11 protein-coding genes are annotated in these 12,460 nt (G+C 36.7%); 5 read left to right on the top strand and 6 right to left on the bottom strand.

Features of this window, described 5'->3' with window-relative positions; all coding sequences use genetic code 11:
- From NZ519_06935 to NZ519_06920, 4 genes are all read left to right on the top strand, one after another.
- Window positions 1–184: hypothetical protein (locus tag NZ519_06935; protein MCS7028488.1), on the top strand; the 184-nt coding region annotated here is incomplete at its 5' end.
- Between the two features lie 49 nt (window positions 185–233).
- Window positions 234–1,718, top strand: coding sequence for a sodium:solute symporter (locus tag NZ519_06930; GenBank protein MCS7028487.1), 1,485 nt, complete (start codon window positions 234–236; stop codon window positions 1,716–1,718).
- 134 nt (window positions 1,719–1,852) lie between these two features.
- Window positions 1,853–3,214: a hypothetical protein gene (locus tag NZ519_06925; GenBank protein ID MCS7028486.1), complete on the top strand. Its 1,362-nt coding sequence runs from the start codon at window positions 1,853–1,855 to the stop codon at window positions 3,212–3,214.
- 85 nt (window positions 3,215–3,299) lie between these two features.
- Window positions 3,300–4,490 carry a DUF445 domain-containing protein gene (locus NZ519_06920; GenBank protein ID MCS7028485.1) on the top strand — a complete coding sequence of 397 codons (1,191 nt, stop codon included), beginning with the start codon at window positions 3,300–3,302 and terminating at the stop codon, window positions 4,488–4,490.
- 24 nt (window positions 4,491–4,514) lie between these two features.
- Here NZ519_06920 and NZ519_06915 read toward each other — a convergent pair whose 3' ends face one another.
- Genes NZ519_06915 through NZ519_06900 form a run of 4 tightly spaced genes read right to left on the bottom strand, consistent with a single transcriptional unit; the run spans window position 4,515 to window position 8,633 of the window.
- Window positions 4,515–4,655 carry a hypothetical protein gene (locus NZ519_06915; GenBank protein MCS7028484.1) on the bottom strand — a complete coding sequence of 47 codons (141 nt, stop codon included), beginning with the start codon at window positions 4,653–4,655 and terminating at the stop codon, window positions 4,515–4,517.
- On the bottom strand, window positions 4,606–4,887 hold the full coding sequence (locus NZ519_06910; protein MCS7028483.1) for a hypothetical protein: 282 nt from the start codon (window positions 4,885–4,887) through the stop codon (window positions 4,606–4,608). Before NZ519_06910 ends, NZ519_06915 begins: the two co-directional genes overlap by 50 nt.
- A gap of 36 nt (window positions 4,888–4,923) precedes the next feature.
- Window positions 4,924–7,254 (bottom strand): penicillin-binding protein 1C, encoded by a 2,331-nt coding sequence (gene pbpC, locus NZ519_06905; protein MCS7028482.1) that lies wholly within the window; start codon window positions 7,252–7,254, stop codon window positions 4,924–4,926.
- Window positions 7,255–7,307: 53 nt separating this feature from the next.
- Window positions 7,308–8,633 carry an ABC transporter permease gene (locus NZ519_06900; protein ID MCS7028481.1) on the bottom strand — a complete coding sequence of 442 codons (1,326 nt, stop codon included), beginning with the start codon at window positions 8,631–8,633 and terminating at the stop codon, window positions 7,308–7,310.
- Window positions 8,634–8,736: 103 nt separating this feature from the next.
- Between NZ519_06900 and NZ519_06895 the strand changes: the two genes are divergently transcribed.
- Window positions 8,737–10,062: a hypothetical protein gene (locus NZ519_06895; protein MCS7028480.1), complete on the top strand. Its 1,326-nt coding sequence runs from the start codon at window positions 8,737–8,739 to the stop codon at window positions 10,060–10,062.
- On the opposite strand, the gene hscB is transcribed toward NZ519_06895, so the two are convergent.
- Together hscB and NZ519_06885 are read right to left on the bottom strand one after the other, a co-directional pair.
- Window positions 10,063–10,539, bottom strand: coding sequence for a Fe-S protein assembly co-chaperone HscB (hscB, locus tag NZ519_06890; GenBank protein MCS7028479.1), 477 nt, complete (start codon window positions 10,537–10,539; stop codon window positions 10,063–10,065).
- A 60-nt stretch (window positions 10,540–10,599) separates the two neighbouring features.
- Window positions 10,600–12,150 (bottom strand): ATP-binding protein, encoded by a 1,551-nt coding sequence (locus NZ519_06885; protein ID MCS7028478.1) that lies wholly within the window; start codon window positions 12,148–12,150, stop codon window positions 10,600–10,602.
- Between the last annotated feature and the right edge of the window lie 310 nt (window positions 12,151–12,460).

Below are 12,460 nucleotides of genomic sequence, written 5' to 3'. Positions count from 1 at the left end.
CTTCAAGCTCAAACAAGGTAAAGACATGATTGCACAGGTCATCTGCGTGAGGGGCATGGAGCATGCCGTTAGGCAGTGCGAAGCGCAGCGAAGCACCGAAGCGAAGCGTAGTGCGGAATGCCCCGACCCTTGCGTCAGCAAGGGGCACGCCCAAAAAATAAAAGTTATTCACATTCATCCATAACCGCATATAAAAGCCCTGTATCTCCAGTTCATTCTTAACTTTGTACCAAATGGACGCGCTTGTAATTGTCGTTTGCATGGGACTTTACTTTGCAGTGCTCTTATCTATCGCATGGCTAACTACACGCAAAAAAACTATACAAGCACAACAGTTCTTTTTAGCCGATAAAAAAACTCATTGGACAATAGTTACCTTCGGGATGATAGGTACAACTATATCAGGTGTAACCTTTTTAAGTACACCTGGATTAGTCTATCAAGATAACTTTGCTTACTTACAGTTTGTTATCGGAAATGTAGTAGGATTTTGGATTATCGCATACATTTTACTGAAAGTTTATTACAAGTTAGGACTTACTTCTATTTATGAGTATTTGAAGTGGCGTTTTGGCAATAAAACTTATCATCTTGGGGCTTTGTTGTTTTTACTTTCTCGTACGTTGGGCGCATCGGCACGCGTGTATATCGTAGTTTTTACGTTACATCAAATAATATTGCATCAAATAGGCGTTCCTTTGTGGTTAGTAGGCGCCATTGTGATGATACTCATGTTAAGCTATACTTACAAGGGCGGAGTAAAAACTATTTTATGGACAGACCTTATTCAAACAGGTATTTTGATACTCTGTGTAGCGAGTATATTATATGGCTTTAAGCAACTTTTGCAACTTTCATGGATAGATATGCTCAAAAGTGCATATAAAACAGGTAAAATGCAAGTGTGGCACGGTGGAAGTCTATTGAATAAAAATAATGGCATATTTATGTTCGTTTCAGGAATGTTGACCACAATTGCTATGGTAGGATTAGACCAAGATATGATGCAAAAAAATTTAACCTTGAAAACCTATCCCGAAGCGCGCAAAAATATGCTGGTTTTTAGTTTCATCTTTTTAGCAATGAATTTCGTTTTTTTGTGCATTGGTGCTTTTTTGTATTTGGTTACTTTGCATCATCCTGAATTTAGTGTACCTACGGCAAAAGACAAATTTTTTACTCAAATTGTAAGCACGTATTTTGAGCCTCAATTTTTTTTCATTTTTGTAATAGGAATAATCGCCGCTACCTTTGCAAGTGCCGATGCTGCTTTAACTGCGCTTACTACTTCTTTTGCGGTAGATATTCTGAAAGTAAACGATAAATATACAGATCCATTTTTGCGAAAAAAGAGAGTATCTCAAATTCAGTTAGGTTTTGCAGCAGTACTTTGGTTGTGTATGTTGTTTTTTCAACTTTCTGAAAGTAGTATCATCAAAACTATATTTAAGTTAGCAGGATACACGTACGCTCCACTTTTAGCCCTATATACGTTGGGAATACTGACTAAAAGAACTTTATCCGATACTTTGATTATACGGATAAGTATATCTGTACCTTTACTTGTGGCTATTTTAGATATTTTTAGTCCTTTTGTAAGCTTTTGGATAGGATTAAAGTACAGTTTAGATTTTTATCATGTTTTGCTGCTGAACGCAGGAATAATTTTTATAGTCCTTTGGCTAAGCAGCCGAAGCACAAAGGTTGACTCTGTTTAGATATAGGAGTACAGATTATAGTCTATCAGATATGTTATTACGCTCACCAAAATTTTGCAAAACCTGAAATAAGTAATAAATTGCACGCAAAACTACCATTGGTATTATCTTTGTCAAGAATTAATTAAAAAACTATGAGACATTTTATCAAAATTGTTATTTTAGGTGGACTAATTGGCTTCTCAAGCCCTTATTTAGCACAGTCTATTGAATGGGACGTACTACTAGGTGGTAATAAAGCAGAGTATGTTAACAAAGTAATCGCCACAAAAGATGGAGGATGTATTATAGTAGGCTACACACAAAGCTCCGCCATAGGAGATATATCTAAAGAAAATAAAGGTTTTTATGCAAAGAATGATGGAATTATCACAGCAGATTATTGGATTGTTAAAATAGATGCGAAAGGTAACAAAGAATGGGACAGAAACTATGGTGGTACAGATGATGATTATGCATTTTCTGTTATACCTATTAAAGAAGGAGGATATTTTATTGGAGGATACTCTCGAAGCACACGCAGCAAAAATTCTGATTTGCAGCATGAAAACAAAGGCGATTTTGATTATTGGATACTCAAAACCGATGCTAATGGTAAAATTGTATGGGAAAACAATTTTGGTGGAAAGGATAATGAATACCTCAATGCTATGATACAACTCAAAGATGGAGGATTGTTGTGTATAGGTCGTTCTACTAGCTCTGCTTCTGGTGATGTATCTGCTAAAAATGAAGGCGGTTATGACTATTGGATGCTTAAAATAGACACACAGGGTAATAAAGTATGGGAGAAAAGTATTCCTAATACAGACTGGGACGGATATGCCAATATTTCCGTTGCTCCTACAAAAGATGGAGGATTTATTATCGCAGATCACGCTAACCGCAAGGATGGCAAACGTACAGAACCTGAAAAACCAGACCATGATGTGTTATTGATTAAGTGTGATAAAGAAGGAAATATAGAATGGCAAAAAACTTATGGCGGCATAGGCGAAGAAACGGCATCCGCAGTATTAGTAACATCAAAAGGGTACATTGTAGTGGGAACAACAACCAGCTCAAAAAATGGCGATATCTCTATGCAAAACAATGGTGAGGAAGACTGGTGGATCCTTGCCGTAGATAATAAAGGAAACAAACAATGGGATAAACTGTACGGCGGGCAAAAAAAAGACTTTGCTACCGCAGCAGCTATAACCGAAGATGGAAAAAATATTTTTGTAGGAGGATGGACTACCAGCTCTTTATCTATACCTGATGTTTCAGGTAAAAATGAAGGAGGAGCAGACTTTTTGATTATGAAGCTAGATGCATCGGGTAACAAAATTTGGGAACGTATGTTAGGTGGTGCCGATGAAGACAAAGTTTGCAGCATAATAGACACAGAAGACAAAGGCTGCATCGTAGCAGGTAACACTTATAGCAGTCAAAGCGGCGCAGTTAGGTCTAAAAACAAAGGCTCACAAGATATATGGGTAGTTAAACTCAAATGAAGTGCTTGCTTCAATGAATGAAGCCGAACTTAAACGGATAAAGTTACAAAAACTCAAGCGTACAGCTACTTTCTTACTGTTTTGTATGGTAATCCTGCTGCTTGCTGCACGTGGATTGCACTACTACTATCCAATAGACTTTTGGCAAGCCTTAGCAGCTTTTGCAGAAGCAGGTATGGTAGGTGCATTAGCAGACTGGTACGCAGTTACAGCATTATTCAAGCATCCATTAGGATTAAAAATTCCACACACTAACCTTATTGCGATAAAAAAAGACAAATTTGCTCTCAAAATGGGCGAGTTTATTCAGCAGCACTTTCTCAAAAAGGAAAGTATTGCACAAAAAATAAAAGAAATTGAATTTACTCACAGATTAGCACAATGGCTACAAGAGCAATCCAATCAACAAAAAATAATTACTGCCATTGAAAATTTTATTCCTCTCTATCTTGCCCAATTAGAAAAAAATGACTTAGACTCAAAACTGCAACAAGTTGTTATTGACTTTATCCAAAAATCAAATGCAGAGAATTACTTTTACCAACTGTTAGAAAAAATTATTACAGAAAAACACCACCAAAAGCTACTAGAAATAGCCTTACAAGCTATTATTTTACAAGTAGATAATCAGGAAAATCGTAAAAAGATACATGAACAAGTGAGTAAAAAATCCCCTGCTTTTGTACCTAAGTTTGTAGATAAAATTTACACGGATAGCTTTTTACAAGCCATCAAAAGCTTGGCGAATGAGATAAAGAATAACCCTAAACATGATATTCGCTACAAGTTTGATGAAAAGCTTTTAGAATGGATTGAAAAACTCAAAACTGCACCTGAGTATCAGCAAAAAGTTATCGCAATTAAGGAAATGATTGTACAAAATCCTTTCTTTCGGGAGCATACTCGCCAAGTATGGACAAAAGTAAAAGATTGGCTATTGGAAGAACTAAAAAAACCTCAAAATCAAGTACTTATACAAAAACAAATTCAAGAAATTTCGCAGAAGTTGATGCAAGATGAAACTCTTAGGCAAAAAATAGATGCTTGGTTACAAGTACAGATAGTACAAGTAGTAGAGTCTAATCAAGAAATAGTAAAGGAGCATATTTCCACCACTATTCGCCGTTGGGATTCTAAGTCTTTAGCCGAACAAATTGAATTGGAAGTAGGTAAGGATTTGCAGTACATACGAATTAACGGCACATTAGTCGGAGGAACAATTGGCTTAATTCTATATCTTACCACGGAGTTCCTTCCGAAGTGGATTAAAAATTAAAAGCAGCCCTTATAGTTTATGGGGCTAGATAAAATGTGCAGCAGGATGAGGTAACCTAAAAAATAGTTTTATTTTGGGCGTGCCCCTTGCTGCGCAAGGGTCGGGGCATTCCGCACTACGCTTTCGCTTCGGTGCTTCGCTGCGCTTCGCACTGCCTAACGGCATGCTCCATGCCCCTCACGCAGATGACCTGGGCAATTATGTCTTTACCTTGTTTAAGGTTGAAGTACAAGTACTTACAAGCTAAAACCTTGCATAACACACAGAGAAACGATTTTTTCAGAGATCTCTTGCGTGAGGCATGCGGAGGGTGGGCGTTAGCCCAGTGCGGAGCGAAGCGCAGCACCGAAGCAATAGCATAGCCCGAAGCACGCCGACCTTGTGGGCTTTTGCCCACAAGGGCACGCCCAAAAAAATAACAAAAAATTAACTTCTATATCCACTTGACTTTAAGAATTACATGATTACTTCTGCCCATTTCATCTGTACAGGTGATTTTAGTTATGGCACTGCGAGGTTTGTAAAACAACTTTTGACCCGCAGGGACCTTTCGGTAAAATATCCCATTGATATACCAAAAATGAGTGCGTATTCTGCTTTCGGAAGCAGCTTGAAGTACAATTTCAATAGGGGCATTTTTTTCTAAAACATACTCATAATTGCTAAGCGGAGAAATAATTTGAGGACCTTGTTGGGAAATCCACCTATCACAATTTGGATTATGCGGAGGTGGTACAGAAAAATTTACCTTATTCTCTTTGTAAAAAATGACTAATTCGGGCGGAAGTATAGGATATACCTTTTCTACATATCCTGTTTTAGGTAGGCAATGTTGGCAATACTCATACTTTTCATTTTGGCTAACATACAATCGTTGATTTCTATCACACACTGCATTAGGCGAAATGTAGGGAATGTACATATCTAAAACTTGCTTTTGTGCATCGCAATACGGACTGCTAAGCCAACCTGTTTCCGAACATACAAGCCGAGTTTGTACATTTTTGGGCTTCTTAAACCATACATATCTTTGGTCTTTTGGCAAAATGGTATAAAAAATATCAAACAAAAGCGGCGTAGCCATCTGTGATGCGGCTAAATTCGTTATTCCTTTACCTGAAAAATCACCTAACCATACGCCAACTGTGTAATTTACATGATAACCTATCGCCCAAGCGTCTTTCTTTCCATAAGAAGTACCTGTTTTCCAAGCAATTTTAGGCACTTCTTCAAGCTTAGAAAACCGTGTAGGCATATCAGGGCGAGAAAGCTTACTTAACATGTCTGTTAATATAAAGTTTGCTTCGGGGGTTAGTAGAGTTACTTTGGGTAGATTAGTTGTGTCTTCATGTACTAGATACCGCAAAGGCTGCCATATACCTTGATTTGCAAAAGCAGTGTAAAGCGCTGTGAGCTCTTCTAAATTTGTCCCTATTCCTCCTAAAACTACGGATAATCCGAGCTGTTTTTTACGTTTTTGTACATCTTTAAGGTGAGCATCCGCAAAAAGCTGCAAAACTCTTTCTAATCCTATTTGTTGGGCTAATCGTACGGTAGGCACATTGAGAGAATTTACCAAAGCATATTGCGCACTAACTTCACCTTGAAAAGTGTAGTCAAAGTTTTGGGGAGCATATCCATTAAAGTCAGTAGGAACATCTAATAAACGAGTTTGAGGAGTAATGTAACCTTCTTGAATGGCTAAACCATAAACCAAAGGTTTCAAAGCTGAACCTGGAGAGCGAATAGCTTTTATTCCATCCACTAAACCTTTTGAGCGCTTATCCGTAGGGTCTGCAGAAGCACAGTATGCTACTACTTGCCGAGTTTTATTATCTACTACTAGCACTGCCCCATTAGTAATGCCAATCGGTTGATATTGCTCAACATGTTTTTTTAACAAATTAGCAACATTTTTTTGTATATCTACACGAATTGTAGTGTAAATAACCTGATATTCAGGATACTTTTGCTTGAGTATATAGCTCAACTGTGGAGATAAGATAGGAATATTGTGTCGTTTGTACTGTGTAGGTTCTTTAAGTGCTTCTTCTAAAAGGGCAGCGTTAAAAATTTTGTGTTTTTTGTATTTTTCTATCCAATATGCTCTGGTTTTTTGTAAGTCTGCAGGGTTTTTGTCTAAGCGTAAAGAGTTAGGGCGGTTAGGTACAAGAGTTAGCAAAATAATTTGATTTAAGCTTAGCCTGTTAGGGGGCTTTTCAAAGTAAATATATGATGCAGCTTTTATCCCTTCTATATTTCCACCATAAGGCGCATAGTTGAGATATAAAAGCAGAATTTCATTTTTAGAGTAGTTCATTTCTAATTGAATAGCCCGCAGCATTTCTTTGAGTTTGTTCCAATAAGTTCTTTTGTGTGGATATAACAAGCGTACTACTTGCATGGTAATCGTAGAAGCTCCCGAAGTGCGTTTTCCCCGAAGTGTATTTTTAACCAAAGCCCGCAATACAGATATAGGATTTACTCCAAAATGCCAGTAAAACCATTTATCTTCTTTGAATAAGATAGCGGTTTTAAGCTCGTCAGGTACTTCATCAGGGCTTAGTTCCATGCGCCATTTTTGGTCAGTAGATAAAAATCCGCCTATAAGCACCTTTTCTTGACTGTATATAAGCGTGGAATAAGGTTTTTTAACTTCAATTGGAAACAAAAAATTGAGTATCAAAATTGACCAAGAAGCAAATCCAAAGATTATTATCCATTTTTTTAACTTTTTTCTCTGTACAATATACGATATGAGCATGACTCGCTGCAAAAATATCTACCGCTGCTTTATTTAAGCACGTAAAAAACTTTTTATGACATTTTTAACCATTTCCATAGTTCTTTATAGGAAGGCTTCTTTCCATACATCAAAATACCTGTGCGATAAATTTTTGCAGCTACCCACAAAGCTCCCACCACAGAAGCGTATAAGACAAATAAGGAAAGAAATAATTCCCATGCTTCTACTTTACCTGCACTAAATCGAGTGAGCATAGTCATCGGTGAGGTCATGGGAAAGTAAGACAGAAATTTTGAGAGACTACTATTAGGATTTTCTAAAATATGTCCTGTAAATAGAATAGGAATAATAATCGGTATAGTGATAGGTAGCTGCAAATACTGTGTGTCCGATTCGTTATCTACCGCAGACCCTATGGCAGCAAATAAAGAACCATAAAACAAATATCCACCAACAAAATACAACACAAAATAAACTAAAACTTGGTAAGAGGTAGAATATAGAATTTGTACGAGGTTAGAATTTTTATTCGGCTGAATGTCAACCTTCAAACTATCTTGTTTTACCATTTGCACTTGGGCGGCTTTAGGTGAAACTTTATTGTTTGTTACTATCGGACTTAGAGCATTTAACAACACTATCATCAAAAATAACCAAATTGCTATTTGTGTTAAGCCTACTAATAAAACTGCGATGATTTTGCTGATTAACAAATCAATAGGTTTTACGCAAGTCAATAATACTTCTACGACGCGGTTAGTTTTCTCCTCTATAACAATTCTCAATACAATCGCTCCGTAGATAAACAAGAACATATACAGCAACATGCTTGTGCCAAAACCTATAAACATATTTATTGCACTATGAGTAGGTTTAATATCTCCTTTCTCATTTACTTCTAAATTGGTAAGACTTATCTTAGCTTGGATACTATCTAATTGTGATGGACGTATACCCCCTTGTATCAGCTGCTCATCTTTTAGTATTTTGACCAAGAGATTTTCTAGCTTGTCGTAATTACTTACGCTCAATGTTGTTTTACCGTAGTAGGTTACTTCCCCACCTTTGATAGAAAAATCCTTCGGAAAATAAAGAATACCATTGAGTTTAGAATTTTTTCCCTGTATCTGTATCAAGTTTTGCCTTACTGTACCTTGCAAAGGCATAAAGGAAAAATTTTCATGCTTTGAGGGAAGTTTGGGAAGTATGAGTTTGCTTTCATCAATAATTCCAATACTAAGCGATTCAGGTTTAGTATATGCCGTAGCAATAACTTGGACACCGAGAATGGCTATCAAACCTAAGGGACCTAATATTGTGCTAATGATAAATACCTTGTTTTTTACTTTGTTCAGATACTCTCTTTTAATAATCAGTTTGAGCTGCGAAAAATTCATACAACAAAGGTACAAAATTGTATCCCAATCAACATAATGAAATGACTAAACTATTATTTGCAGGTAGTGTTTGAAACTCTCTTATTTTTGCAGAGAGTTTAATATGTTCAAATATCGTATTTTGCTATTTTGCAAAGCTTTAATGATTATTTTTCTTATTTTTTCCTGTGGAAAGTGCAGTAAAAGTAACGAAGAGAAGCGCCAGGAAAAAGTCAAAGAAGCGGTTAAATCTCAGAAAGACAGTGTAAAAGTAATTGTACACAACTTTCATTTAGCTATGGATAGTGTGTATTTGATATGGAAAAAAGACACTACCCAAGACCCATTAAAGTTAATTAAAACGCATCTGGTTCCTAAGTATGAACGTTTTATTGTCAAGTATATCAATTTAGGCAAGCCTATAGACAGTACAGATGCACGTTGGCTGATGACTTTTCAAAGCTATAAGCATGCTAACCCAAATTGTGATATTATGCCTTTGCATAAAGTTTTACGCCGATTGCTTCGTACTAAGGATAAGTATGTATTTGAAAATATTGGATTAAAAAAGTTAGACAGTGCTTTGAAAAAGTTACCTGCCCATTGTCCTGAGGTTAAAAAAGTCCGAATTTATCTTCAGCAATTTTTTAAGAAAAAAGACAATAAGTCTTTGGAAAATTTGATTTTTGCCCTGCAAGAATTGAGCGGCTTTTTTGACTGGCGGTACATGTACGCTAGCATAGATAAAGCTTGGCGTAACTATGATATTCAAAAAGCTATGCTACCTATAGCCAAACGTTACCATTATTTTTACCCACAGAAACAACTTCCTCCAATTATTTTATTTGTTTCTAGTTTAGAAAAAGATGCGGAAGTTGTGGTAGACACTAGTTTCATTGCAGTTTCTATGGATTTTTGCCTTGGAGATACATTTAAGTTCTACAAAAATGAAAAATTTCCCCTCTATTTACATCAAAGGTTTAACTTTAAGGCACTTCCTTATACCATCATGCGGCGCTTTGCAGGTGTCCATTTTAGTAAGTCTAACACTGCTCAACAACCTACTTTTGCCGAGATTATGCTTAAAATGGGTGCAGCAGCTTATTTTACTCAAAATATGATAGAAAATGCCGAAGATACTTTGATATTCTCTTGTTCTAAGGCAAAAATGCAATGGGCTTATCAAAACGAAGCCTTTATTTGGAAAGACATGGTTGGTAAATTGTACTCCAAAAATGCACCTGATTTTCGTAAATACGTAGAAACAGCACCTTTTACCAAAGGGTATAGTGATAAATCTCCAGGGCAGTTAGCAATGTTTATCGGATACAGAATTATTCGTAGCTACATGGAAAAGCACCCTGAAATAACCCTATCCCAGTTGATGAAAACACAGGACTGGCTAACGGTACTTAAAGAAGCAGGCTACGAACCTCAAAAATCTTCTTAATTATTTTTCTAATAATCGTTCCAAGTATTTATTTTTAAGGTAGTACTCTCTTACTTTTTCTAAATCTGCTTTTTTGTTCTGACTATTTGTATAGTTCTTCAAAATAGGTTCAATTTCTTGCCAAAGTTGTTCACGCAGAGAAAGAATATGCCCTTCCACCTCGTTTTTTCTACCTTCCTCAATTGCTTCATTGATATCCATCATTTTCATTAAAAAATCTTGGGGAAGAGGGGGAGCACTTTCTAATAGCCCGTGTATCTGTAAAATATACTCTATACGAGAAGCTAGATTGCTTAAAGTTTTATAAGCTTGATTATTCAAAGTGGATTTTTCCAAAGCTACCTGCTGCTCTGCTTCAGAAGCAGTACCGAAAAAGTCAGGATGAAGATGCTTACTAATCTGGTGATATTTTTGACGTAGTTCTACTTCATCTATGAAAAAAGACTCAGGTATCTGATAAAACTCAAAATAGTTCATACTTGATAAAACTTTTTAACAAAATTAAAATAACGCTCTGTATTACTCAAACAATTATTTTCATGGATAAATCACTTCATACTCAAATTGAGCGATATTACGAGTTTGTACATCAAAAACTATCCCTACTAAATAAATTATCCTACCTTCTGAAAGGTATTTCTCATAATATCGCTTGTGTCTTATCTGTTCCAATGCCCCCTGACCATGATGTTTCATCTTGAACTCAAAAATGTAAATATGCGGATGAGCAAAAAGAGTTAAATCTATCCGACCTATACTCGTTACATCCTCCGATACACTCTCTATCCCTAACCCCTTAAAATACGCATACAACACACTCGCATAAAAACCTTCATAAGCCCCTAAATCCCCAACTGTGCTGTACGTATAACTGACACTACTTAACAAACTATTAAGTTGATTACGCAAACCCTGCATATCACCACTGCTCAAAATCCCAACCACTGCACTTGCCACAGGATTGTACTTACTCTTAGAACTCCTCAAATAATGCCTTAATAACACTCTGTTTAATGACTGTTCTACTTCAAAATTCGGATATCCTAACCGGTACTCTATCGTATCATATACCTGTAACTCCTCTTTAATCGTCAAATATCCTGTTTGCCACAACACCGCTTCGGGATACAAATCCTCAATGTCAAATGTACTCAACAAAAGTTCATCCGACACCGTGTTCTCTAAACTCGGCAAATAACAATTCCCTTTCTCTATCAAATCAATCAAAAATGAACTCGTACCCGTTTCAAACCAATGACTTCGGTATTCCCGAGAATGTAGAAAAAGCAAAATATCGTACGGATTATACACGCTTTCAGCTTTTGTATTCCAAGAATAGCCATTGTACCACTTCTTAACTCTTTCTATATCCACTCCTTCTAAATAATCGGCAAAGTGTGTAAGCACATCTTGGTGAGTATATCCACAAAGGGTTGAAAAATTTCGGTGAATAGTAATGTCCATAAAATTGTTCAAGTCACTGAACAAAGACACTTTACTAAACTTGCTTACTCCCGTGATAAAAGCAAACCGAATGTACTCATCTGAACCTTTGATAACACTATACACACTTCTTAACAACATACGATTAGCTTTGGCTACCTCTACTTCGGTCAAACAATCTATTATCGGCTTATCGTATTCATCTATCAGTATCACTACTTTTTGACCGTACTTCTTATACACTTCCTTAATCAAATGTTGAAACTGATTACTGTGCAAAGTGTCTTCAAAATACGGAATTTGATGATAGTTATACAATTCTTTGAACAGAAAAGTGAACTTTTGAGATAAAGTTTGAGGATCGGTGTATTTATCAGGTACAAAATCTAAACGGATGACAGGATATTTTGTATTCCAATCCCATTTATCATAAATGTACAGTCCTTGAAAGAGCTCTTTTTTGCCCTCAAACAAACATTTGAGCGTATCTACTAACAATGACTTGCCAAACCTACGAGGGCGAGAAAGAAACAAGTAAGGTGCCGTGTTGAGCATCTTCTCTATGAATGGAGTTTTGTCAACATAGATGTAGTTTTGCGTGCGAATTTTCTCAAAGCTTTGTATGCCAATAGGTAGTTTTTTCACGATACAAAAGTACGCATTTCTAAAAAATAATTTTTTTATTGTTTTGGGCGTGCCCCTTGCTGCGCAAGGGTCGGGGCATTCCGCACTGCGCTTCGCTACGGTACTTCGCTGCGCTTCGTACTGCCCTTGCGGGCATGCTTCATGCCCCTCACGCAGATGACCTTTGCAATGATGTCTTTACCTTGTTTAAGCTTGAAATACAAGTACTTACAAGCTTAAACTTTGCATAACAAACAGAGAAACGATGGTTTCAGAGATCCCTTGCGTGAGGCATGCGAAGGGCGTGCGTCAGCACGGTGCGTAGCGAAGC

The sequence above is a fragment of the Bacteroidia bacterium genome (genome assembly GCA_025056095.1).
In the GTDB taxonomy this organism is placed as follows: domain Bacteria; phylum Bacteroidota; class Bacteroidia; order JANWVE01; family JANWVE01; genus JANWVE01.
Note: the sequence above shows the minus strand (reverse complement) of the source record. Positions and strands in the feature narration are given on the sequence as shown.